Annotated in this window: 18 protein-coding genes; 10 read left to right on the top strand and 8 right to left on the bottom strand. The window is 61.0% G+C overall.

Annotated elements, in window-relative coordinates; all coding sequences use genetic code 11:
* Nucleotides 1-54: 54 nt before the first annotated feature.
* Together ftsH and rlmE are read right to left on the bottom strand one after the other, a co-directional pair.
* Complete coding sequence (gene ftsH / locus MHZ89_RS12315; protein ID WP_033749306.1) at nt 55-1,980, bottom strand: ATP-dependent zinc metalloprotease FtsH; 1,926 nt, start codon at nt 1,978-1,980, stop codon at nt 55-57.
* Nucleotides 1,981-2,092: 112 nt separating this feature from the next.
* Nucleotides 2,093-2,722 (bottom strand): 23S rRNA (uridine(2552)-2'-O)-methyltransferase RlmE, encoded by a 630-nt coding sequence (rlmE, locus tag MHZ89_RS12320; RefSeq protein ID WP_311783221.1) that lies wholly within the window; start codon nt 2,720-2,722, stop codon nt 2,093-2,095.
* Between the two features lie 126 nt (nt 2,723-2,848).
* Here rlmE and yhbY point away from each other — a divergent pair, with 126 nt between their 5' ends.
* On the top strand, nt 2,849-3,142 hold the full coding sequence (yhbY, locus tag MHZ89_RS12325; RefSeq protein ID WP_120455410.1) for a ribosome assembly RNA-binding protein YhbY: 294 nt from the start codon (nt 2,849-2,851) through the stop codon (nt 3,140-3,142).
* A 121-nt stretch (nt 3,143-3,263) separates the two neighbouring features.
* Here the strand turns inward: yhbY and greA are convergent, their stop codons facing one another.
* On the bottom strand, nt 3,264-3,740 hold the full coding sequence (greA, locus tag MHZ89_RS12330; RefSeq protein ID WP_120455408.1) for a transcription elongation factor GreA: 477 nt from the start codon (nt 3,738-3,740) through the stop codon (nt 3,264-3,266).
* A 250-nt stretch (nt 3,741-3,990) separates the two neighbouring features.
* Here greA and dacB point away from each other — a divergent pair, with 250 nt between their 5' ends.
* From dacB to pmrB, 3 genes are read left to right on the top strand one after another with little or no spacing between them, the layout of a single operon-like run.
* A complete protein-coding gene (gene dacB, locus MHZ89_RS12335) occupies nt 3,991-5,424 on the top strand; it encodes a serine-type D-Ala-D-Ala carboxypeptidase (RefSeq protein ID WP_311783222.1) in 1,434 nt (477 codons plus the stop codon).
* A gap of 3 nt (nt 5,425-5,427) precedes the next feature.
* Entirely contained in the window at nt 5,428-6,090 is a 663-nt protein-coding gene (gene pmrA, locus MHZ89_RS12340; RefSeq protein WP_311783223.1) for a two-component system response regulator PmrA, read from the top strand.
* On the top strand, nt 6,087-7,145 hold the full coding sequence (pmrB, locus tag MHZ89_RS12345; RefSeq protein WP_311783224.1) for a two-component system sensor histidine kinase PmrB: 1,059 nt from the start codon (nt 6,087-6,089) through the stop codon (nt 7,143-7,145). Before pmrA ends, pmrB begins: the two co-directional genes overlap by 4 nt.
* On the opposite strand, the gene MHZ89_RS12350 is transcribed toward pmrB, so the two are convergent.
* The gene (locus MHZ89_RS12350; RefSeq protein WP_311783225.1) at nt 7,146-9,380 is read right to left on the bottom strand and encodes a TonB-dependent siderophore receptor; all 2,235 of its coding nucleotides are present in this window, start codon (nt 9,378-9,380) and stop codon (nt 7,146-7,148) included.
* Nucleotides 9,381-9,654: 274 nt separating this feature from the next.
* Here MHZ89_RS12350 and fes point away from each other — a divergent pair, with 274 nt between their 5' ends.
* From fes to MHZ89_RS12365, 3 genes are read left to right on the top strand one after another with little or no spacing between them, the layout of a single operon-like run.
* Nucleotides 9,655-10,866, top strand: a complete 1,212-nt coding sequence (gene fes / locus MHZ89_RS12355; RefSeq protein WP_311783226.1) for an enterochelin esterase — start codon at nt 9,655-9,657, stop codon at nt 10,864-10,866.
* Nucleotides 10,867-10,906: 40 nt separating this feature from the next.
* The gene (locus MHZ89_RS12360) at nt 10,907-11,125 is read left to right on the top strand and encodes an MbtH family protein (RefSeq protein ID WP_311783227.1); all 219 of its coding nucleotides are present in this window, start codon (nt 10,907-10,909) and stop codon (nt 11,123-11,125) included.
* Nucleotides 11,118-15,038 carry an enterobactin synthase subunit F gene (locus MHZ89_RS12365; RefSeq protein WP_311783228.1) on the top strand — a complete coding sequence of 1,307 codons (3,921 nt, stop codon included), beginning with the start codon at nt 11,118-11,120 and terminating at the stop codon, nt 15,036-15,038. The genes MHZ89_RS12360 and MHZ89_RS12365 overlap by 8 nt, the downstream gene beginning before the upstream one ends.
* A gap of 156 nt (nt 15,039-15,194) precedes the next feature.
* On the opposite strand, the gene MHZ89_RS12370 is transcribed toward MHZ89_RS12365, so the two are convergent.
* From MHZ89_RS12370 to fepD, 3 genes are read right to left on the bottom strand one after another with little or no spacing between them, the layout of a single operon-like run.
* Nucleotides 15,195-15,995 carry an ATP-binding cassette domain-containing protein gene (locus MHZ89_RS12370; protein ID WP_311783229.1) on the bottom strand — a complete coding sequence of 267 codons (801 nt, stop codon included), beginning with the start codon at nt 15,993-15,995 and terminating at the stop codon, nt 15,195-15,197.
* Nucleotides 15,992-16,960: an iron-enterobactin ABC transporter permease gene (gene fepG, locus MHZ89_RS12375; RefSeq protein ID WP_409373268.1), complete on the bottom strand. Its 969-nt coding sequence runs from the start codon at nt 16,958-16,960 to the stop codon at nt 15,992-15,994. The genes MHZ89_RS12370 and fepG overlap by 4 nt, the downstream gene beginning before the upstream one ends.
* 8 nt (nt 16,961-16,968) lie before the next feature.
* Nucleotides 16,969-17,958 (bottom strand): Fe(3+)-siderophore ABC transporter permease, encoded by a 990-nt coding sequence (fepD, locus tag MHZ89_RS12380; protein ID WP_311783231.1) that lies wholly within the window; start codon nt 17,956-17,958, stop codon nt 16,969-16,971.
* 143 nt (nt 17,959-18,101) lie between these two features.
* Between fepD and entS the strand changes: the two genes are divergently transcribed.
* Nucleotides 18,102-19,352 (top strand): enterobactin transporter EntS, encoded by a 1,251-nt coding sequence (entS, locus tag MHZ89_RS12385; protein ID WP_311783232.1) that lies wholly within the window; start codon nt 18,102-18,104, stop codon nt 19,350-19,352.
* On the opposite strand, the gene fepB is transcribed toward entS, so the two are convergent.
* A complete protein-coding gene (gene fepB, locus MHZ89_RS12390) occupies nt 19,347-20,294 on the bottom strand; it encodes a Fe2+-enterobactin ABC transporter substrate-binding protein (RefSeq protein WP_311783351.1) in 948 nt (315 codons plus the stop codon). The two genes, entS and fepB, sit on opposite strands and share 6 nt — an antisense overlap.
* 195 nt (nt 20,295-20,489) lie before the next feature.
* Between fepB and MHZ89_RS12395 the strand changes: the two genes are divergently transcribed.
* Nucleotides 20,490-21,668, top strand: coding sequence for an isochorismate synthase (locus MHZ89_RS12395; RefSeq protein WP_311783233.1), 1,179 nt, complete (start codon nt 20,490-20,492; stop codon nt 21,666-21,668).
* A 10-nt stretch (nt 21,669-21,678) separates the two neighbouring features.
* Nucleotides 21,679-23,295 (top strand): (2,3-dihydroxybenzoyl)adenylate synthase, encoded by a 1,617-nt coding sequence (locus tag MHZ89_RS12400; RefSeq protein WP_311783234.1) that lies wholly within the window; start codon nt 21,679-21,681, stop codon nt 23,293-23,295.

A 23,295-nucleotide genomic window follows, 5' to 3' on the forward strand; every position in this document is an offset into this window, starting at 1 on the left:
GATGTAAAAAACCCCGGACCAGCCGGGGTTTTTGCAAGGGTGAACAGAACCCTGTTATTTATCGAACTGCTCTGACATGGTGTTGCCAGGATTCGGCGTGCGCGGTTCATCAACCGGACGCGGCGCCTTCGGCGTACCGTTGCTGTCAGAGTTGCTACCTGGATCTTCCCAACCCGCTGGCGGACGCACTTCGCGGCGCGCCATCAGGTCATCGATCTGCGGAGCATCAATGGTTTCATACTTCATCAGCGCGTCTTTCATCGCGTGAAGGATGTCCATATTTTCGCTCAGAATACGGCGAGCACGCTGGTAGTTGCTGTCGATCAGATGCTTAACTTCCTGATCGATAATACGCGCGGTTTCATCGGACATGTGTTTCGCTTTCGCCACAGAGCGGCCCAGGAACACTTCGCCCTCTTCTTCCGCATACAGCAACGGACCCAGTTTTTCCGAGAAGCCCCACTGCGTCACCATGTTGCGCGCCAGGTTAGTGGCCACTTTGATGTCGTTAGAGGCGCCGGTGGAAACGTGTTCCGCACCGTAGATAATCTCTTCAGCCAGACGGCCGCCGTACAGGGTCGAAATCTGGCTCTCCAGCTTCTGACGGCTGGCGCTAATCGCATCGCCTTCAGGCAGGAAGAAGGTTACGCCCAGCGCACGTCCGCGCGGAATAATCGTTACCTTGTGCACCGGATCGTGTTCCGGTACCAGACGGCCGATAATCGCGTGGCCCGCTTCGTGATACGCGGTGGATTCTTTCTGCGCTTCCGTCATCACCATGGAGCGGCGTTCCGCACCCATCATGATTTTGTCTTTCGCTTTCTCGAATTCAACCATCGATACCACGCGCTTGTTGCCGCGTGCGGCAAACAGCGCCGCTTCGTTCACCAGGTTAGCCAGATCCGCACCGGAGAAGCCCGGCGTACCGCGCGCGATGATGCCTGCGTCGATATCGGTCGCCAGCGGTACGCGGCGCATATGCACTTTCAAAATCTGCTCGCGGCCACGCACGTCCGGCAGACCGACGACGACCTGACGGTCAAAGCGGCCTGGACGCAGCAGCGCCGGGTCGAGAACGTCTGGACGGTTAGTCGCAGCGATGACGATAATGCCTTCATTGCCTTCAAAACCATCCATCTCAACCAGCATCTGGTTCAGGGTCTGCTCACGTTCATCGTGACCGCCACCGAGACCTGCGCCGCGCTGACGACCGACGGCGTCGATCTCATCGATAAAGATGATGCAGGGAGCCGCTTTCTTCGCCTGTTCGAACATGTCACGCACGCGAGATGCGCCGACGCCCACGAACATTTCCACGAAGTCAGAACCGGAAATGGTGAAGAACGGCACTTTCGCTTCGCCTGCGATAGCCTTCGCCAGCAGGGTTTTACCGGTACCCGGCGGGCCTACCATCAGCACGCCCTTGGGAATTTTACCGCCCAGCTTCTGGAAACGGCTCGGTTCGCGCAGATACTCGACCAGCTCACCGACTTCCTCTTTCGCTTCGTCGCAGCCTGCCACGTCAGCGAAAGTGGTTTTGATCTGATCTTCCGTCAGCATACGGGCTTTGCTCTTGCCAAAGGACATCGCGCCTTTGCCGCCGCCGCCCTGCATCTGACGCATAAAGAAGATCCACACGCCAATCAGCAGCAGCATCGGGAACCAGGAGATAAAGATCGAAGCCAGCAGGCTCGGTTCTTCCGGCGGTTCGCCAACTACTTTGACGTTTTTGGTCAACAGGTTATCGAGTAACTTGGGATCATTGACAGGAATGTAGGTCGTGTATTTATTACTGTCTTTCTTGATTACGTTAATCTCACGCCCGTTAATACGTGCCTCGCGGACCTGATCCTGGTTCACTTCCGACAGGAAGGTTGAATAATCAACCCTACGGCCATTCGACTCGCTGGGCCCAAAGCTCTGGAATACTGACATCAGCACGACCGCGATGACTAACCAGAGAATCAGGTTTTTCGCCATGTCACTCAAGGGATTAACCTCATATTACAACGGTGTTAACAGACAGCGTAGGGTACTATATATCCTTCATACATGGAATCGCGGCTGGTGGGCTGCAACTTCATCAATTGGGCTATAGTTTGCGCCCTGTCGCCACAATGTACACTTCGCGCGAACGTGATCGCGAAGCGTCCGGCTTACGAATTTTCACTTTCGTAAACAGGGAGCGAATTTCCCGCAGGTATTCATCGAAGCCATCTCCCTGAAACACTTTCACTACAAAACTGCCGCCCGGCGCCAGGATATCCCGACACATTTCGAGCGCCAGTTCAACCAAATACATCGACCGGGGAATATCTACGGCCGGCGTCCCGCTCATGTTGGGCGCCATATCTGACATCACCACCTGCACTTTTTGATCGCCTACGCGATCGAGCAGCGCCTTAATCACCGATTCTTCACGAAAATCGCCCTGAAGGAAATCGACGCCGACGATAGGATCCATCGGCAGAATATCGCAGGCGATAATGCGTCCCGAAGAGCCAATTTGCTGCACCACATACTGTGACCAGCCGCCGGGGGCCGCCCCCAGATCTACCACGGTCATACCGGGTTTGAAAAGCTTGTCACCCTGTTGTATTTCATCAAGTTTAAACCAGGCGCGCGAACGCAACCCTTTTTTCTGTGCCTGTTGCACATATTTATCGCTAAAGTGTTCCTGTAACCAGCGGCTGGAGCTGGCCGAACGCTTTTTACCCGTCATAATTTTCTCAACTAAATCGTCATCGCAGCGATAAACCTGCACGCAATGGGTTGCGTTGATTTGGTGATAACCCCGAGATGGCGGTAGAATGAACCGTTTTCAATCCCTGAGTAAGCAAAAAATACGATGAATCTAAGTACCAAACAAAAACAGCACCTTAAAGGCCTCGCCCATCCACTGAAACCGGTGGTGATGCTGGGCGGCAACGGCCTGACCGAAGGCGTGCTGGCCGAAATCGAATCCGCACTGGAACATCACGAACTGATTAAGGTGAAAATCGCCTCGGAAGATCGTGAAACCAAACAGCTGATCGTTGAGGCTATCGTGCGTGAAACCAAAGCCAGCAACGTGCAGGTAATCGGTAAAACGCTGGTGCTGTATCGCCCTTCTAAAGAGAGCAAGATCTCTCTGCCGCGCTAATGCGCGCGCCGTAAAACCGGCCAGAGAAAGTGCCATGCTCCCGCATGGGTTAAAAGGCCGCATCGCGGCCTTTTCCATTCTTTACATAATGCTTCCACGCTTTTCAAAGCGTAGCTGTCCCTTAAAGGTATTCCACTTTAAGGATTTCATACTCAACATCGCCGCCCGGGGTTTTGATGATGGTCACATCGTCCACCTCTTTTCCTACCAGACCGCGCGCCATCGGCGAGTTAACAGAAATCAAATTTTGCTTAAAATCCGCTTCGTCATCGCCCACGATGCGATAGGTCGACTCTTCGTCGGTATCGGTATTGAGTACGGTTACGGTCGCGCCGAAGATCACGCGGCCATTGTTCGGAATGGCGGTCACGTCGATAACCTGCGCGTTAGAGAGCTTGGCTTCGATCTCCTGAATACGGCCTTCGCAAAACCCCTGCTCTTCGCGAGCGGCATGGTACTCGGCGTTCTCTTTCAGATCGCCGTGTTCGCGCGCTTCAGCGATTGAGGCGATGATACGCGGGCGTTTGACGGTTTTCAGTTCGTTCAGCTCTTCGCGCAGCTTTTCGGCGCCCCTTAACGTCATCGGAATCTGATTCATTTAAGCTCCTCGCTCTCTTTCCTGTTTTAACGGCGTCATCCTGACCAGTGTCCACAGAAAAACCGGTTCTGCAGGGCCTGACCCTCGTTTTGCAAATAAAAGAATCCTGACCCGGAAAAGGTTCCAGGCCAGAAAGTGGTTTTGCATTTTGATACGTATTTTAACCCAGAGTTCCCTGCTGGTCATCGTTTACTTTGCACCACTGCGGGACGTAGTATTGACGGCTTCACCTGCCAGTTACCGCGAGATTATGCGATTTTCACGACTTGTTACCGGACTAACCTGTGCGTTTATGCTGCAGGCACAAGCAGCGCCCGTAGATGAATACATGCAGTATCTGCCTGATGGCACCAATCTGGCGTTGATGGTGCAGAAAGTGGGTGCCAGCGCCCCGATAATCGATTATCACGGCAAACAGATGGCGTTACCCGCCAGTACCATGAAGGTGATTACCGCGCTGGCGGCGCTGCTGGAGCTGGGCGGCGACTACCGCTTTCAGACCACGCTGGAGACCAAAGGCGCCATCAGCGATGGCACGCTAAACGGCGATCTGGTGGCGCGTTTTGCCGGCGATCCTACGCTGGGCCGTCAGGATCTGCGCAATATGGTCGCCGCGCTAAAGAAGCAGGGCGTAACCCATATTAAAGGCAACCTGGTGATCGATACCTCGGTGTTCGCCAGCCATGACATGGCGCCGGGCTGGCCGTGGAACGATCTGACGCAGTGCTTCAGCGCACCGCCGGGCGCGGCAATTGTGGATAAAAACTGCTTCTCCGTCTCGCTCTATAGCGCCAGCACCCCAGGCGAAACCGCTTTTGTGCGCATCGCCTCTTACTATCCCGCTCATATGTTCAGTCAGGTGCGCACGATTGGCCGCAACAGCGGCGAAGGGCAATATTGCGAACTCGACGTGGTGCCAGGCGAACTTAACCGCTATACGCTGACCGGCTGTATGCGCCAGCGCGCAGAGCCGCTGCCGCTGGCGTTCGCGGTACAGGATGACGCCGCCTGGGCTGGCGAGATCCTGAAGCAGGAGCTGCGCCAGGCCGATATCGATTACAGCGGCCATCTGGTGCGCCAGACGCAGGTCACTTCGCCGGGCACCGTACTGGCCTCAACCCAGTCGGCGCCGCTGCATTCGCTGTTGCATACTATGCTGAAAAAGTCGGACAACATGATTGCCGATACGGTATTCCGCACCATAGGCCATCATTATTTCAACGTGCCTGGCACCTTCCGCGCCGGTTCGGACGCTGTCCGCCGCATCCTGCGCGAGAAAGCCAACATTGATTTAGGCAACAGTATCCAGGTTGATGGTTCGGGGCTGTCGCGCCACGATCTTATCGCGCCGGATACCATGATGCAGGTGCTGCAGTACATTGCGAAAAACGACGCGACGCTGGACTACATCTCCATGCTGCCGCTGGCGGGCCATGACGGCACGCTGCAGTATCGCGGCGGTCTGCATGAGGCGGGCGTCGACGGCAAAGTTTCAGCCAAAACCGGCTCTTTGCAGGGCGTCTATAATCTGGCGGGCTTTATTACCACCGCCAGCGGCGCGCGCGTCGCCTTTGTGCAGTACCTGTCGGGCTATGCCGTACCGCCGCAGGATCAACGCACGCGGCGCGTTCCGCTGGTACGCTTTGAGAGCCGACTCTATCGGGATATCTATCAGAACAATTAGCGCATGAAAATATTGATCGTTGAGGACGATGTACTGCTGCAGGCGGGCCTGACTCAGGCCCTGAGCAGCCAGGGTTACGCCGTTGACTGCGCCGCCAGCGCCGCCGAGGCGGATGCGTTGCTGCACAGCGCGCAGTACAGCCTGATCGTGCTGGATCTCGGCCTGCCGGATCGCGACGGTGGCGATCTGCTGCGTCAGTGGCGGCGATCCGGCGTCGACCTGCCGGTGCTGATCCTGACCGCGCGCGATGCACTCCAGGATCGCGTGGAAGGACTCGACGCCGGTGCCGACGACTATCTGGTTAAGCCGCTGGCGCTGGTAGAGCTGCAGGCGCGCGTACGCGCGCTGATCCGCCGCTATCAGGGTCACAGCGATAATCTGCTGCGCCAGGGCGATCTGACGCTCAACCTCTCTTCGCAACAGGTGCTGCTGGAGAACCAGCCGCTCGACGTCACGCCCAAGGAGTTCGCGCTGCTGACGCGTCTGCTGATGCGCATTGGACAAAACGTGCACCGCGAAACCCTGCAGCAGGATCTCTACAGCTGGCAGGATGATACCGGCTCTAACACGCTGGAAGTGCATATTCATAATCTGCGCCGCAAGCTGGGCAAGGACCGGATTAAAACCGTACGCGGCGTCGGCTATCGTCTGGAGAACCGCGAATGAACAGTATGCGTCAGCGCTTACTGATTATGCTGGCGCTGATTCTGCTGACCTGCCAGATCATGAGCGCGTTCTGGCTGTGGCACGAAAGCCGTGAACAGATCGGCTTTCTTGTTAACGAAACCCTCTCCGCTAAGGCGCGCAACGATCGCGTTGAAAATGAGATCCGCGAAGCGATCGCCTCGCTGCTGCTGCCCTCTGTCGTGATGGTCGGCCTGACGCTGGTGCTCTCTTTCTGGGCGATTAGCTGGATCGTGCGTCCGCTACGCGCGCTGCAGACCAGCCTGGCGCAGCGCTCCGCCGATAACCTCACGCCGCTCGACATTCATTCCGATATGGAAGAGATCGTCTCGGTTACCGGCGCAATTAATCAGCTGCTGGCGCGCCTTGACCATACGCTGCAGCAGGAACGTCTGTTTACGGCAGACGCAGCCCATGAGTTGCGCACGCCGCTCGCCGGCCTGCGCCTGCATCTTGAGCTGTTGCAGCAGCAGGGCGTGCCGCACAGCGAGATGCTGGTGGCGCGCATCGATCAGCTGATGCACACCGTTGAACAGCTGCTGATGCTGGCGCGCGCCAGCCAGGCGCTGGCCAGCGGGCTTGCTCAGCCTGTTCACTGGCTGACTGAAATCCTGCAGCCGCTGCAGCCAGAGATGCGGGAGCTGGTCGATGCGCGCCAGCAGCAAATTATCTGGCCGAAAAAAGCGGTAGCGCAAAGCCAGGGCGAGCCGGTATTGCTGCGTCTGCTGCTGCGCAACCTGCTGGAGAATGCGTCGCGCTACAGCCCAACGGGCAGCCTGATAGAGATAACCCTGGAAGAGAGTGACAGCCACATTATTCTCAGCGTTATTGATGAGGGGCCGGGCATCGATCCCGAGGCGGCGGAAGAGTTGACTAAAGCGTTTCGCCGTCGCGATCAGCGCTACGGCGGCAGCGGTCTGGGACTGAATATTGTCCTGCGCATTTTGCAGATGCACTACGGCGAGCTGAAGTTAATCAATCGCAGCGATCGCAGCGGGCTGATTGCCCGCTGCGTACTGCCGTTGCGTCTTAACTGATCAGAAATGGGTATTCAGGCTGATATAATAAGTACGGCCTGATTCATTGTAGGTATTCGCGCCCGCGCCATAGAGATAAGCGCCCGTCGTGGAATTGCCGGTGGTCTGCGCGTTGCCCTGCCGGTAGTGACGCTTGTCAAACAGGTTGTCGATACCGACCGTTACGCTGGCGTATTTATTCACGTCATAGGTGCCGCTTAGCCCGATGATGGAGTAAGGACTTACCTGTTTCGTCGCGCTGCCGGTTACGGCATTGCCTTTGTAGTCATACTTTTTCGGTACCTGTTTGCCGTACCAGGTGAAGGTGGTTTGCAGCGACAGATCCTGCGTCGCCTGCCAGCTCAGCGTGGAGTTGAGCGTGTATTCAGGAATAATCGACAGGCGATCGCCGGTCTCTTTATTCTTGCTCTGCAGCATGTACGTGAAGTTGTTATTCCACGCGATGCTGTCAGTCACAGGAACGTTCACCGTTCCTTCCAGCCCCTCGACCACCGCTTTCGGCACGTTCTCCCACTTATAGATGTCAGTGGTGCCGTTAGAGGCTTTGCCGGACGGCGCATAACCCGCCTCAATCTTGTTGCGGTAGTCGTTGCGGAACCAGGTCAGCCCTGCCTGATAACCTTCATGCTTCCACTCCAGCCCAATCTCTTTGTTGATGCTGTTTTCCGCTTTCAGATCGCTGTTGCCCTGCAGGTAGCAGGAGCCGGTGCTGGCGGCGCAGCCCTGCCCTTTACTGTAGAGCAGATAGTTCGGGTTGGTCTGGTAGAGGCTCGGCGCTTTATAGGCGCGGCCGATGCCCATCTTCAGCGTAAAGTCATCGCCCAGGCCCTGAGACAGGTTAAGCGACGGGCTCCAGTTGTCGCCGACGATAGAGTGGTGATCGAAGCGCAGGCTGGGCGTCAGCATAGTGCTGTCGGTCAGCTCCAGATTGTCTTCGGCGAACATTGAGAAGATCTCCGCCTGCGAATAGGGGCTGCGCCCGCTGCTGGAGATGCCGGGCACTGCGCCGTCAGAGGCGGCCTGGGTGGTGGATGAGGGATCTTTCATACGCTGCTGGTTCCACTCGACGCCGAGGGTGGCGGTCTGGTTCACCAGCAGTTCGAACGGCACGCTGATTTCGCTATGCAGCAGCACATCGTTCAGCTCAATCGTATTGAAGCCGCTGTTAGAGAAGATGCCTTCGGTACCACCGGCCAGCCCTTCGTTGATGCGTGAGTTGCGCGTGTTTTCATAGCGCGCGTAGCTGTTGGTGCTGACGCCGTTATCCCAGGCGCCGGTCCACTTCACCGCAAAGTTCTGGCGGTAGAGCCGGTTGGTCTCTTTGCCATAGAAGCTTTTCACCAGATCGCTGGTATTGGTGTTCTGGGTATCGCCGGAGTAGAGATTGCCTTGGCGGCTATAGCCCGCCTGAAACTCCAGCGCCTGCATCGGCGCGAACGCCCAGCGCAGCATGGCGTTAATATCCTTATTGATTACCCCTTCGCGACCCGCCGGATAGCTTCCGGCGTAGGTACCGGTACGTTCCGCCGCATGCCCTTCGTTGATGTCGTAAGCGTCCGCCTGGGTTTTCGCCAGGTTGCCATAGAGACGGAAGCTGACATCATCGCCCAGCGGCCCTTCCAGACTGAAGTTAGTGCGCCGGGTCGCGCCCTCATCTTTATGCTCAGGCACGTTGTAGTAGGCGTTCCAGGAACCATGCCACTGCTGGTCGTCATATTTTTTGGTGATGATATTCACCACGCCGCCCGCCGCGCCGTTGCCGTAGCGTACCGCCGCCGGGCCGCGAATGACGTCAATGCGTTCGATCATCTCCGGCGGCACCCAGTTGGTATCGCCGCGCGTGTCACGCTCGCCGCGCCAGCCCAGACGCACCGAGTTACGGCTGGAGACCGGGATGCCATCTATCAGAATCAGGGTGTTTTCCGGCCCCATGCCGCGAATATCGATCTGGCGATTATTGCCGCGCTGGCCGCTGGTGGAGTTGCCGGTCAGGTTGACGCCCGGCATGGTGCGAATAATTTCCGACACGTCGCGCGCAGGCGGACGCTTTTTAATCTCGTCGGCGGTGATAGTCGAAACGCCTGGCGCCTGCAGATTCTGCTGCGCCGCGCTGACTACCAGCGTGTCGCCGCCGCTGGAAGCAGAGGTAGTGCTGCTGTCTGCGGCCTGTACGCTGGTAGCAGTCAGGCCGAGTTCAATCAAAATGGCTAATGACAAACGGGATAATTTAAGCATTTTTATATTCCTGGATTGCCAGCGGAAACCTGTTCGTCTCCTGCGGGCGCGCCGGTGAAAGAGTCTTTCCTTGCAAGCAAGCATTCCAGCCGCACCCAGGCTTTCCATCGCGGAACATCCGTCTGACAACACAGGCTAATGAGGCTGGCGGAACGCGCGCGCTCCTGATGTCGGAGCGGGAAACACCCTATTGCAAATGCAAATAATTATCAATAGTATTATTCATAACATCTGTGAAACTTTGCGCGCATCTGGCCCAGTAAATACTCTATTTATGACGTGGTTAACCAACGAAACCGGCAGTGAATCCTGGTGGCACACCTTAAGGCAGCAGGGTCTTCCCTTAATTGAACTGGTCGGTAACGGCGAATGTGGCGTGACCTTTTTCTGGCGCGATCCGCAGGGGAGTGAAGCCACCTCCCCTGTCCGCCGCGTCTGGATCAATATTACCGGCGTCACCGACCATCATCAGCGCACAACGCCCCGCTCGCTCAGCCGTATTGCAGGCACCGACGTCTGGTTCTGGCGCACGCAGCTTCCCGTCAGCTGGCGCGGTAGCTACTGCCTGATACCCGACAGCGATCCCGCCTCATTTGCGGGCGAGCCAGATATGCAAACCCTGCGCGCCTGGTGGAGCAAGAAGTTTTCCACCGCGCAGAACGATCCACTCAATCCGCTGCGCGGCTGGGCGGGCGGGCGCGGTATGCGTGTGTCGCCGCTGCATCTGCCCGAAGCGCCCGAACAGCATGTCTGGCAGGCGGTGGACAGCGGCTGCGCGCCTGTGCTGCCACTGCAGCACTATATCTGGCAGAGCGCGCGCCTCGGCAATCACCGCTCAGTGTGGGTCTACGCGACCGGCGAGGCACAGCCGAGCGAGCGCCCGCTGGCGCTGCTGCTGGATGGTCAGTTCTGGGCCAACAGCATGCCGATCGCCTGGCCGCTACAGCAGTTGACCGACGCCGGCGAACTGCCGCCAGCGGTCTACGTCATGATCGATATCATCGATCGCGAACATCGCAGCCGCGAGCTGACCTGCAACGCCGATTTCTGGCTGGCCCTGCAGGAAGAGCTGCTGCCGCAGCTGCAGGGTTGGGCGCCGCATCGCGCCAGCGCCGCCGAGACGCTGGTGAGCGGGCAGAGTTTTGGCGGGCTGTCATCCGTCTGGGCGGCGCTTAACTGGCCTCACCATTTCGGCGGCGCCATCAGCCTTTCCGGCTCGTTCTGGTGGCCGGAGCGCGGCCAGGCCAACGGCAGGCTGATCCAGCAGCTGCAGCAGGGCGACTACCGTCTTTCGCCGTCGCGCTTCTATCTGGAAGCCGGACGCCGCGAGCATCTGATCTTCAAAGCAAACCAACAACTCCAACAAGACCTCTCCGCAGCGGGACATCAGGTCATTTTCCACCCGGTCGACGGCGGCCACGACGCGCTCTGCTGGCGCGGCGGGCTGCTCAATGGACTGAAAGCAATGTGGCAGCATCTTCTTTAAATCGCCTGGCTAGCCCGGCTGGTGCGGGCAGGAGACCGATATGCAACCTAATCCCTTTGACGATCCACAGCAGGATTGTCTCGTGCTGATAAACGCTTGTCAGCAATACAGCCTCTGGCCTGCTTTCCGCGCGCTGCCCGCCGGCTGGCGCAGCGTATTCGGCCCCCGGCCGCAGGCGGAATGTCTGAGCTGGCTCAATGCAAACTGGCGCGATATTCGCCCGGCTTACCCGAACGCGAACCGGAGCGACCATGTCTGAGACCCTGATGAATCCCCTTCATACCGACCAGAAAATCCTGCCGCTGGTTGCGGCGCAGCCCGGCATCTGGATGGCCGATCAGCTGTCGCAACAGGCTAATGCCTATGCGGTCGCGCATTTTGTCGAGCTGCGCGGCGAGCTGGACAGCGCGCTGCTGCGCAAGGCGATTGTCGCCGGAATGCAGGAGGCCGACACGCTGAATATGGCCTTTGGCGAACATGAGGGTGAAGCGGTGCAGTGGCTGTCGCCGCAGGCCTTTACGCTGCCTGAGGTTGTCGATTTGCGCCAGGAGGCGGATCCAGAAGCCGCCGCGCGCGCCCTGATGCGCGCCGACATGTCCGGCGATCTGCGCGTGCTGAGCGGCGCGCCGCTGTGGCATCACCAGCTGATGCGCCTCGGCGAGCAGCACTGGTTCTGGTATCAGCGTTATCACCACCTGGTAGTAGACGGCTTTAGCTTTACCGCCCTGACGCGCCGCATCGCCAACCTCTACAGCGCGTGGATGCGCAACGAAACGCCGGAGCCGACCCCGTTTGTGCCTTTTAGCGACGTGGTTGAGGAGTACCAGCGCTATCAGGCGTCACCGACCTGGCAGCGAGACCGCGACTTCTGGCGTGAGAAGAGCGCGCAGCTGCCGCCGCCCGCTACCCTTTCCGCACTGCCGCTGGCTGGACAGAGCGCCAGCACCGCGCTGCTGCGCCATGCTATTTCGCCGGACCGCGCGCTTTTCCAGACGCTGACGCAGCAGATGGCCGTCAGCGCGGCCGACGCCGCCTTTGCGCTGGTGGCGCTCTGGCTGGCGCGCCTGAGCGGCCAGAGTGATTTCGCCGCAGGCTTTATTTTTATGCGCCGCATCGGCTCGGCGGCGCTCTGCGCCACCGGCCCGGTGATTAACGTGCTGCCGATGGCGGTGCACTACGATCCCGCTCAGCCGCTTAGCGCGCTGGCAAACCAGCTGGCCGCCGAAGTGAAAAAGATGCGCCGCCATCAGCGCTTCGACGCCGAGCAGGTTCAGCGCGACGCAGGCCGCCTCGGCGATAGCGATCCGCTCTACGGGCCGGTTATCAACCTGAAGATGTTTGACTATCAGCTCGATTTCAACGGCATCGAGGGCATAACGCATCAGCTCGCTTCCGGGCCGGTGCGCGATCTGGAGATCGCTATCTATATCAGCGAACAGGGCGAGCTTACGCTGGAGCTGCTGGCCAACGCCGAACGTTATCAGGAGAGCGTACTGGCACAGCACGCCAGCCGTTTCGATCTGCTGCTGCAGCAGCTGGCGGCGCAGCCGGAGCGTCCCTGCGGCGAACTGGATCTGCTCACCCAGGCGGAGCATCAGCAGCTGGATCGCATCAACCAGACCGCCATAATGCTGCCGGAAGCGACGCTCAGCAGCCTGCTGCAGGCGCAGGCGCTGCGCACGCCGGACGCGCCCGCGCTGGCGGACAGCCGTCACCAGCTGAGCTACCGCGAGATGCGTCAGCAGGTCGAGGCGCTGGCGCAGCAGCTGATCGCCAGCGGCGTGCAACGCGACGATATCGTCGCCGTGGCGCTGCCGCGCTCGATCTTTCTGTCGCTGGCGCTGCAGGCGATCGTCAGCGTCGGCGCGGCGTATCTGCCGCTTGATACCGGCTATCCCGACGATCGCCTGCGAATGATGCTGGAGGACGCCGCGCCGAAGACCTTGATCACCAGCCGCGAGCTGGCAGCGCGTTTCGCCGCGCTTTCGCCTGTCGCGCCGCTCTTTTATGACGCGCTGCTGCCAGCGGTTGCCGAGCGCGAGCACTCTCAGCATCCGCGTCCGCAGGACGGCGCCTACATTATCTATACCTCCGGCTCGACCGGGCGACCAAAAGGGGTGCTGGTCGGCCATGAGGCGATCGTTAACCGGCTGCTGTGGATGCAGCAGAGCTATCCGCTCTCCGCCGACGACGTGGTTTTGCAAAAGACTCCCAGCAGTTTCGACGTCTCCGTCTGGGAATTTTTCTGGCCGCTGCTGACGGGTGCGCAGCTGGTAATGGCGCCGCCGGACGCGCACCGCGATCCCGACGCGCTGCAGCAGCTCTTCGCGCGCTGGCGCGTCACCACTACGCACTTTGTTCCCTCAATGCTGGCGGCGTTCGTCGCCTCATTACAGGATGACGAAGCTGTGGCGCGCTGCGCCAGCCTGCGCCGCGTCTTCTGCAGCGGCGAAGCGCTGCCTGCCGAGCTGTCGCGCCAGTGGGAGGCCCTGACCCGGGTGCCGCTGCACAACCTCTACGGCCCGACCGAGGCGGCGGTAGACGTCAGCTATTACCCCGCTTTCGGCCCCGAACTGGCGGCGGTAGAAGGTGCCAGCGTGCCGATCGGTTTTCCGGTCTGGAACACCGGCTTACGCATTCTTGATGCGCGCCTGCAGCCGGTTCCGCCGGGCGTCGCTGGCGATCTCTATCTCACCGGCGTGCAGCTGGCACACGGCTACCTTGACCGCCCCGATCTGACCGCCAGCCGCTTTGTCGCCGATCCCTTCGGCAACGGCACGCGCATGTACCGCACAGGCGACGTGGCGCGCTGGCTCGCTAACGGCGCGGTGGAATATCTGGGCCGCAGCGACGATCAGCTAAAGATTCGCGGCCAGCGTATTGAACTGAATGAGATTGACCATGCGCTGGCGTCGCTGCCCGGCGTTCTGCAGGCGGTAACGCACGCAGTGGTGCTGGGCAACGCCAGCGCGCAGCAGGGCGACGCGCGCCAGCTGGTAGGCTATGTCGTGGCAGATCGGCCGGTTGATGCCGAGGCGATACGCGCCGCGCTGGCGCAGCAGCTACCCGCGCATATGGTGCCGGTCGCGATCGTCGAGCTGGAGGCACTGCCGCTCAGCAGCAACGGTAAGCTGGACCGCAAAGCCCTGCCGCTGCCGCAAAGCCGCGCGAACGACGCGGGCCGCGCGCCGCTGCCGGGACTGGAGACGCAGCTGGCGGAGGCGTTCGCCGCGCTGCTGGCGCGCGACAGCGTCGGCGCACAGGAGGACTTCTTTGCGCTGGGCGGTCATTCGCTGCTGGCGATGCGTCTGGCAGCGCAGCTGCGGCGCGAACTGCAACTGCCGGTTTCCGTCGGTCAGATTATGGTCGCCTCTACGGTTGAGAAGCTGGCGGCCCTGCTGAGCGACGCGCAGGCGGCGCAAAACGCCGGTTTCGAGCCGGTGCTGCCGCTGCGCCAGGGCAGCGGGCCAACGCTCTTCTGCTTCCATCCGGCGTCAGGCTTCGCCTGGCAGTTCAGTGTTCTGCAGCGCTATCTTGACGCGCGCTGGTCAATTGTCGGCATTCAGTCGCCCGACGCCAGCGGCCCGCTCAGTCAGGCGGCGCATCTGGACGCGGTTTGCGACGCGCACCTTGCCACGCTGCGCCAGCAGCAGCCGCATGGTCCTTACTATTTCCTCGGCTATTCGCTGGGCGGCACCCTGGCGCAGGGCATCGCCGCGCGGCTGGAGGCGCTTGGCGAAGAGGTGGCGTTCCTCGGCCTGCTTGATACCTGGCCACCTGAGACGCAGAACTGGGACGAGAAACGTGGCGAGAACCAGCTGGATCCGGCGGTGTTGGATGAGGTTAACCGCGAACGTGAGCAGTTTGTCGCCGCGCAGCGTCAGCAGGCGGGCGAAGGGCTGGAAGCGATGTTCGATGCGATTGAGGCCAACTACGCCAGTTCGGTACGCCTGCTGGCGACGGCGCGCAGCGCGCGCTTCAACGGCCGCGCGACGCTGTTCCTCGCTACCCAGACGCAGCAGCCGGGTCAGGATGCGCGCCGCGCCTGGGCACCCTATGTAGGCGAGCTTGAGGTTCGGCCGCTGGCGTGCGCCCACGTAGAGATTATCTCGCCGCGCATGTTTGCGCAGATCGGCCCGCAGCTGCAGCAGTTGCTGGCAAAGTTTGCCTGACGCCCTTTTATACAGGCAGCTGATTAGCCTGAAAAGCGGGTGAGCGGGCCCGAAGAGCAAAGCGTCCCGCGACAGGGATGTCGCGGGCCGAGCGAGCAAGGATGCCTTGAGCGACTTTGCGATCGGGCCCGCTCACCCGCTTCGGCGCTCCTCTCTTCAGAGCTTACCGCGCCCCAGCGGTACAATCATCGGCGTATGTGCCACCGGGTCCTGCACAATCATGCAGCGCAATCCGTACACCGCCTCAATCAGTTCCGGCGTAACAATCTCCGAAGGCTTGCCCTCGGCAATAATCTCGCCGCTGCGCATCGCAATCAGATGAGTGGCGTAGCGACACGCCTGATTGAGATCGTGCAATACCACCACCAGCGTGCGGCCATGCTGCTGATTCAGATCCTGCATCAGCTCCAGCAGTTCAATTTGATGGGTAATATCGAGCCAGGTCGTGGGTTCGTCCAGCAGCAGCAGCGGCGTTTGCTGCGCCAGCACCATAGCGATCCAGACGCGCTGGCGCTGACCGCCGGAGAGCTGATCCACAGGCTGCGCAGCGATATCCGCCACGCCGGTCGCCTGCATCGCCTGCTGTACAGCCGCTTCATCCTCATCGCGCCAGCGACCAAACAAAGGCTGATGCGGATAGCGGCCGCGCGCCACCAGTTCGCTGACGCTGATGCCCGACGGCGCCTGCGAGCTTTGCGGCAGCAGACCGAGACGCCGCGCCACCTCTTTGGTAGAGAAACGCGAAATCGCCTCGCCGTCGAGCAGCACCTGCCCCTTGAGCGGCGGCGCCAGACGGCTCAGCGCCCGCAGCAGCGTCGATTTGCCGCAGGCGTTGGGGCCGATAATCACCGTCAGTTCACCATCAGGAATCGTTACCGACAGCGCCTCCGCCACAATTTTCTTCTCGTAGCCCAGCGTCAGCGCTTCGCCCTGCAGGCGAGCAATTTTCTCTGTCATTGGCGTCGTGCCTCCCGAACCAGTAGTGCAATCAGATAAAGCCCGCCGAGGCTGACGGTAATCACGCCAACCGGCAGCTGATAAGGCAGGAAAAGGTGCTGCGCCGCGTAATCCGCCGCCAGCAGCAGCAGCGCGCCACACAGCGCCGCCAGCGGCAGTGCGCCTTTGATGCCGCCGCACAGGCGACGAGCGATCTGTGGCGCCAGCAGCGCAACGAATGAGATGGGGCCAGCCAGCGCGGTCGAAGCGGCGGTCAGCACCACGCCGAGCAGCATCAGCCACAGCCGACTGCGCTCCACCGACACGCCCAGCGCGCAGGCGGTATCATCGCCCATCTCCATCAGACGCATACGCCGCGCCATTAGCGCGGTCATCAGCAGTGCCGCCAGCAGCACGACGATTACCGGCGTCGTTTTCGCCCAGGTGATGCCGTTGAGCGATCCGGCGCTCCACAATCCCGCGCTGAGCGCCGCCTCCAGCGAGGCGCTGATAATCAACCAGCCGTTGAGCGCCATCAGCAGCGCACGCACGCTGATCCCGACGATAATCAGTCGGAAGGTCTCGACGCCGTTGCGCCAGGCAAAAAGATAGACCACGCCTGCGGTAAGTACGCCGCCCAGCAGCGCCGCCAGCGTTATCGCTTCGCTGTGCTGGTGAAACAGCACCAGCGCCACCAGCACGCCGCTGTAGGCGCCGGTATTGAAGCCGAGTATGTCGGGGCTGCCGAGCGGATTGCGCAGCAAAGACTGAAAAATTGCGCCGCTGACGCCCAGCGCCGCGCCGATCAGCAACGCCATTGCCACGCGCGGCAGACGCCACTCCAGCACGATCAATTGAACGTTGCGCGCCGCCTCGCCGGTGATTAGCTGCCAGAGCTGCGCGCCCGTAATCGGCAGCGCGCCGCGGGTGACGCCAAAAAACGCCAGCAGCGCGCAGGCCGCCAGCAGCCAGATTGTATGCCTCATCGCCCGGCTCATACCTGCCCTCTCCCCAGCTTGCGGCGTACCAGCACAATCAACATCGGCGCGCCGAGCAGCGCGGTAACGACGGCGACACGCAGCTCGCCGGGCACCATCAGACGTCCAAGAATATCGGCGGCCAGCAGCAGACAGGGCGTAATCAGCAGCGTGCCGGGCAGCATCCAGCGATGATCGTTGCCCCACAGCCAGCGGGCCAGATGCGGCGTCATCAGCCCGACAAAGGCGATCGGGCCTACGGCGGCCGTCGCGGCGCCGCTCAGCAGGGCGATAGCCAGCAGTCCCAGAATCTGCGTTCGCGCCACCCGCGTACCGAGCGCTGTCGCCAGGTCACCACCCATGCTCAGGCTGTTGAGCGAGCGCGACAGCAGCAGCGCAATCAGCACGCCCACAGCCACAGCCGGATACGTCACGCGCAGTACGGCAAAGCTGCGAATATCCAGCGAGCCGCTGTGCCAGAAGCGCAGATGATCGTAAATATCGGGGTTCAGAAGAGAAAGACCGGAAGTCAGCCCTTCCAGCACAGCGCCCAGCGCCACGCCCGCCAGGGTCAGACGCACAGGATTGACGCGGCCGCCGCCGAGCGCGCCGGTCAGCGCCACCAGCAGCGACGCCAGCAGCGCGCCGCCAAAGGCGAAGCCGAGCCAGTCGGCGGGCGAATCCGCGCCGAACAGGGCGATGCCGAGCACCACGGCGAAACCTGCGCCCGCATTAACGCCCAGGATACCGGGATCGGCGAGTGGATTACGCGTCAGGCTCTGCATCAGCGCGCCTGCCAGCCCCAGCGCGCAACCCGCCATCAAACCTGCAAGAGTACGCGGCAGGCGCGCTTCGCGCACAATTATGCAGTCGGCGCCGCCGCAGCGTGTGGTCAGGGCAAGATAAACATCATGGATGGCGATCGATTTAGCGCCGAGCATCAGGCTGAGCGCGAGCAAGAGCAACAGCAGCATCCCTGAGGCGGCTATTGCGGTGAGTTGGCGCATAACGTTCCGAACCTTCACTGTTCACTGACGCGTCTGGCGCATCAATTTGATAATGATACTTGTTATCGTTATTACTCGTATTTTGTATGTTACCATGATTCGCCTCGACCATAACGAGGAAAACCGCAGCAAAAGGCATAGAAATGACCAAACCCTCCCACCTGATCGATCTCAGCCTGTTGAAGACCCACCCCGCTTTCCGCGCGGTTTTTATCGCTCGCTTTATCTCTATTGTCGCGCTCGGCATGCTGGCAGTTGCCGTTCCGGTGCAAATCCAGCAGCTGACCCGCTCCCCCGCGCTGGTCGGGCTGGCGGTTACCCTGGCGGGCGCAGGCATGTTTATCGGGCTGCTGATCGGCGGCGTACTGGCGGATCGCTACGAGCGCAAGCGTTTGATCCTGATTGCGCGCTCCACCTGCGGCCTCGGCTTCGTGGCGCTGGCCGTTAACGCTTCACTGCCGACGCCTTCGGTCAGCGCGGTTTTCCTGCTGGGCTTGTGGGACGGTTTTTTCGGCGCGATCGGCGTCACCGCGCTGCTGGCGGCGACCCCGGCGCTGGTAGGACGCGAAAACCTGATGCAGGCGGGTGCCATTACCATGCTGACGGTGCGCTTCGGCGCGATCCTCTCGCCCGCCATTGGCGGCGTGGTGCTGGCGCATGGCGGCGCGGCGTGGAACTACGCGCTCGCTGCCTTCGGTACGCTGCTCACCGTGTTGACCCTGCTCAGGCTGCCCGTGATGCCGCCGCCGCCCCAGCCGCGCGAGCATCCGCTCAGGGCGCTTGCCAGCGGCGTGCAGTTTCTTTTCGCCGCGCCGGTGGTCGGTATGGCTGCGCTGATCGGCGCGCTGGTTACGCTGGCGAGCGCGGCGCGCGTGCTCTATCCGGCGCTGGCGCCGCACTGGCAGATCAGTCTTGATGAGCTGGGCCTGATGTATGCAGCTGTGCCGCTCGGCGCGGCGCTGGGCGCGCTGACCAGCGGACGCCTGACGCAGTCGCCGCAGCCTGGGCGGCTGATCCTGGGCAGCGCCGTCGCCGCCTTCCTTGCGCTTGGGCTGTTTAGCCTGATGCCGCTGTTCGCGCTCAGCCTGGCGTGTCTGGCGGCGTTCGGCTACTTCAGCGCCATTAACAGCCTGGTGCAATACACGCTAATCCAGTCGCTGACGCCTGATGCGCTGCTGGGGCGCATCAACAGTCTCTGGACGGCGCAGAATGTTACCGGCGATGCAGTCGGCGCGGCGCTGATCGGCGCGATGGGGGCATGGCTGCTGCCGCAGCAGGCCACCGCGCTTTTCGGTTTCGGCGCGGCGCTGCTGGGGTTAGTGATGTGGCTCCTGATGGCGAGGCTGCGACGCTATCAGCCGCCAGCGCCGACGCTGGCGGACGAGGCGTTATGACTTAACGAACAGCTGCTCCAGACGCGTCAGCAGATGGCTGGCGCTGTAGTAGTCGAGCCGGAAAGTATCCGCGCCCAGCGCATAAACCTGCCGCTGCTTCACCGCTGCGGTTTGCGCCAGGAAAGGGTTTTGCATCAGCTGCTGCGCGGCCTGATCTTCTGCGGCAAACAGCAGGAAGCTATTGCCGTTCAGACCGCTGGCGACGTTTTCGCCAGAGAGCTGAATAATATCTTTGCGCTGGCCCATGCTGTGCGTCTGCTGCAGGTTGGCGGGCGGCACAGCGAGCGTAAAGCCGAGCTGCTCCAGCAGCTTGCCCTGCGCTGATTCGCTGGTCCAGAGGTTTACCGCGCGGCCGTCGCCGTTAAACACCATGGCGGAAACGGGCTGCGGCGGCAGCGTGATTTTCTGCTTCAGCGCCGCCTCCTGCTCATCAAACGCTTTAACGCGCGCCGCCGCGTCAGCTTCGTGGCCGGTCGCTTCGCCAAGCAGCGTCACCAGCTGCTGCCAGCTTTTATCGTCATAGTTCACCACCAGCGTCGGCGCAATGGCCGAGAACTGATCCACCAGCTTGATGGCGGAATCGTTGCCGGTAGCGCTGACGATAATCAGATCCGGCGCTTCGGCGGCTACTGCTTCAGCGCTGGGTTCGCCGATATAGAGACGCTTGACGTTTCTGCGCTTCGCTACGTCGCCCCACTGACGGAAAAAACCCTGATCGTCGGCCAGACGGCTGCCTGGGGCGGTAGCGCCGCTGGCGATTACCGGCGCGTCGATCGCCAGCAGCGAGCCGGTCAGCGTCAGGCTGGTCGAGACGATACGCTGCGGCGCTTTTGGCAGCGTCACGCTGCCGTGGGCGCTTTGCAGCGTGCGCGGCCAGCCGTCTTCGGCCCGCGCGTCCGGGTTAGTCAGCAACGTGACGAAAACCAGCGCGGCCACCGTCATAAAAGTCCGCTTAAACATAAGATTCAGTCCACCTTTTACTGTAAGACAAGGCCCTGCCACCTTTCTGAAAGATGCGGAGATTGCGCGCTCAACGCCGCGAATTTATTGACACTCCGGCCCAATCAACGTAGGTTACAGAACCACAATACAAATGATAATCATTATTAATTATCTTATCATTTATAGGTGAAAATTATGGTTGAAACGTTGACGTTTGGAAATCCCCTGCTTGAGGATTTCTCCGCGCTGTGTCGGGGTTTTATCTTCACATCTCCGTGGCGCAGTATCGCTACGCAAGGCTGCTACACCACCGTCACCACCCCGGTGACCGATGGCGATGCGCTAAACGGCGATTTTCAACAGCAGTTGCGCCGCCACTTCGCCGCGGCAAAAAAACAGGGTATTGCCCATCCGATCCTGGTTGGCGCTATTCCCTTCGACGTCACGCAGCCCGCCGCGCTGTTTATTCCTGAATCGCATCAGACCTTTGACCGCGCCGATTTACAAGGTGCGCTGCCAGCCGTTCAGCCGCCGCTGCCGCAGGTGCGTCGCCGCGCCGCCATACCGGAGCACGACGCTTTTACCGCGATGGTGGCGCAGGCCGTTACGGCCACGCAGCGCGGTGAACTGGATAAAGTGGTGCTGTCGCGCCTGATGGATATCGTGACGGAACAGCCGGTGGATATCGCCGCGCTGATGCAGCGCATCGTGGCGCAAAACCCTGACAGCTATCACTTTCACCTGCCGCTGCCGCAGGGCGGTTCGCTGGTCGGCGCCAGCCCGGAACTGATGCTGCGTAAAAAGGGACGTGATTTCAGCTCCTGTCCGCTCGCCGGATCTGCGCGTCGCGACGCCCTTGCCGAGCGCGACCGGGCAGCCGGCGACGCTCTGATGCAGTCAGCGAAAGATCGCCACGAGCATAAGCTGGTGACGGACGCGATGCGTGAGGTGCTGCAGCCGCGCAGCCGCCTGCTCTCGGTTCCCGCTACCCCTTCTCTGCTGACGACCGCCACGCTGTGGCATCTGGCGACGCAGATCGACGGCGAAGCGCTCGACGAACAGGAGAACGCGCTGTCACTCGCCTGTCTGCTGCATCCGACGCCAGCCCTGAGCGGCTTCCCGCATCAGCGCGCGCAGCAGCTGATCCAGACGCTGGAGCCGTTTGACCGTCGGCTGTTCGGCGGAATCGTCGGCTGGTGCGACGATCAGGGCAACGGCGAATGGGTCGTGACCATCCGCTGCGGTACCGTACAGGGCGCGCGGGTGCGCCTGTTCGCTGGCGCGGGCATTGTGGCGGATTCGCAACCGGAATCAGAATGGCGCGAGACCGGTGTCAAGCTCGACACCATGCTGCGCGCTTTTGGACTGCAATAAAGGAAATACCATGTCGATCCCATACCACCGCTGGCCAGACGATCTGGCGGCGCGCTACCGCGAGAAAGGTTACTGGCTGGATGTGCCGATGACCGATATCCTGGAGCGTCATAAAAACAGTGACGCCATCGCCGTTATTGAGGGCGATCTGCAGCTGAGCTACCGTCAGCTGGCGCAGCGCAGCGACAACCTCGCCGCCGCGCTACAGCGCCGCGGGTTGAAAAACGGCGATACCGCGCTGGTACAGCTCAGCAATGTTGCCGATTTCTACGTCACCGTCTTCGCCCTGTTTAAGCTGGGCGTCGTTTCAGTCTATGCGCTGTTCAGCCACCAGCGCACCGAGCTGCAGGCCTATGCCGCGCAGATCGAACCCGCGCTGCTGATCGCCGATCGCCGCCATGCGCTGTTCGCCGACGATAGCTTTATCGACGCGCTGTGCACTGCCCAGCCGTCGCTGCGGCAGGTGATCCTGCGCAATGACAGCCAGCCGGAAAATACCCTGGAAGCGCTGATGGCCGAAGCGGCGGGCGACTACCGGCCAACGCCGACCGCCGCCGACGAAGTGGCTCTTTTCCAGCTCTCTGGCGGCAGCACCGGTACGCCGAAACTCATCCCGCGCACCCATAATGACTACTACTACAGCATTCGCGCCAGCGACGAGATCTGCGCAGTCACGGCTGAAACGCGTTACCTGATCGCCCTGCCCGCGCCGCATAACTTTGCAATGAGTTCGCCCGGCTCGCTGGGCGTCTTCTATGCGGGCGGCCAGGTGATTCTGGCCGAAGATCCCAGCGCGACGAACTGCTTCCCGCTGATCGAAAAGCATCAGGTGACCGATACCGGCCTGGTGCCGCCCGCCGTCAGCCTCTGGCTGCAGGCGATCAATGAGTGGGGCAGCAATAAGGCGCTGGCGTCTCTGCAGCGTATGCAGGTCGGCGGAGCCAAGCTGAGCGAAACCATCGCGGCGCGCATTCAGAGCGAGATCGGCTGCAGGCTGCAGCAGGTGTTCGGCATGGCGGAAGGCCTGGTGAACTACACCCGCTTTGACGACGACGAGAAAACCATACTCACCACCCAGGGCCGTCCGATTTCGCCGGACGATGAGGTCTGGGTGGCAGACGAAAACGGCAATCCGCTGCCAACCGGCGCTATTGGCCGTCTGATGACGCGCGGCCCCTATACCTTTCGCGGCTATTACAAAAGCCCGGAGCACAACGCGGCCAGCTTCGACGCCGAGGGTTTTTACTGCTCGGGCGATCTGATCGAGATTAACCCGCAGGGCTACATCACCGTACAGGGCCGTGAAAAAGATCAGATCAACCGCGGCGGCGAAAAGATCGCCGCAGAGGAGATTGAAAACCTTCTGCAGCGCCATGCCGATGTGATCCATGCGGCACTGGTGTCGATGCAGGATGAGCTGATGGGTGAAAAGAGCTGCGCCTTTATCGTTTCCCGTCAGCCGATCAAGCCGGTGGCGCTGCGACGCCACCTGCGCGAACTGGGCGTCGCCGAATATAAATTGCCCGACCGTATTACCTGCGTGGATGAACTGCCGCTGACGCCCGTCGGCAAAGTAGACAAGAAACGCCTGCGCCAACAGCTTGCCGATCAACAAGCACAAGCCTGA

The sequence above is a fragment of the Pantoea sp. ACRSB genome, from assembly GCF_022346905.1.
GTDB classification, from domain to species: domain Bacteria; phylum Pseudomonadota; class Gammaproteobacteria; order Enterobacterales; family Enterobacteriaceae; genus Pantoea; species Pantoea piersonii.

Bases quoted from the DNA above. Each gene is read 5' to 3' on its own strand.
- ftsH (WP_033749306.1), bottom strand. From the start codon at position 1,980: ATGGCGAAAAACCTGATTCTCTGGTTAGTCATCGCGGTCGTGCTGATG.
- fepD (WP_311783231.1), bottom strand. From the start codon at position 17,958: ATGCGCCAACTCACCGCAATAGCCGCCTCAGGGATGCTGCTGTTGCTC.
- MHZ89_RS12395 (WP_311783233.1), top strand. From the start codon at position 20,490: ATGGTTGAAACGTTGACGTTTGGAAATCCCCTGCTTGAGGATTTCTCC.
- fepB (WP_311783351.1), bottom strand. From the start codon at position 20,294: ATGACGGTGGCCGCGCTGGTTTTCGTCACGTTGCTGACTAACCCGGAC.
- fes (WP_311783226.1), top strand. From the start codon at position 9,655: ATGACGTGGTTAACCAACGAAACCGGCAGTGAATCCTGGTGGCACACC.
- MHZ89_RS12360 (WP_311783227.1), top strand. From the start codon at position 10,907: ATGCAACCTAATCCCTTTGACGATCCACAGCAGGATTGTCTCGTGCTG.
- MHZ89_RS12370 (WP_311783229.1), bottom strand. From the start codon at position 15,995: ATGACAGAGAAAATTGCTCGCCTGCAGGGCGAAGCGCTGACGCTGGGC.
- fepG (WP_409373268.1), bottom strand. From the start codon at position 16,960: ATGAGGCATACAATCTGGCTGCTGGCGGCCTGCGCGCTGCTGGCGTTT.
- MHZ89_RS12350 (WP_311783225.1), bottom strand. From the start codon at position 9,380: ATGCTTAAATTATCCCGTTTGTCATTAGCCATTTTGATTGAACTCGGC.
- entS (WP_311783232.1), top strand. From the start codon at position 18,102: ATGACCAAACCCTCCCACCTGATCGATCTCAGCCTGTTGAAGACCCAC.
- MHZ89_RS12400 (WP_311783234.1), top strand. From the start codon at position 21,679: ATGTCGATCCCATACCACCGCTGGCCAGACGATCTGGCGGCGCGCTAC.
- greA (WP_120455408.1), bottom strand. From the start codon at position 3,740: ATGAATCAGATTCCGATGACGTTAAGGGGCGCCGAAAAGCTGCGCGAA.
- pmrA (WP_311783223.1), top strand. From the start codon at position 5,428: ATGAAAATATTGATCGTTGAGGACGATGTACTGCTGCAGGCGGGCCTG.
- dacB (WP_311783222.1), top strand. From the start codon at position 3,991: ATGCGATTTTCACGACTTGTTACCGGACTAACCTGTGCGTTTATGCTG.
- rlmE (WP_311783221.1), bottom strand. From the start codon at position 2,722: ATGACGGGTAAAAAGCGTTCGGCCAGCTCCAGCCGCTGGTTACAGGAA.
- pmrB (WP_311783224.1), top strand. From the start codon at position 6,087: ATGAACAGTATGCGTCAGCGCTTACTGATTATGCTGGCGCTGATTCTG.
- yhbY (WP_120455410.1), top strand. From the start codon at position 2,849: ATGAATCTAAGTACCAAACAAAAACAGCACCTTAAAGGCCTCGCCCAT.
- MHZ89_RS12365 (WP_311783228.1), top strand. From the start codon at position 11,118: ATGTCTGAGACCCTGATGAATCCCCTTCATACCGACCAGAAAATCCTG.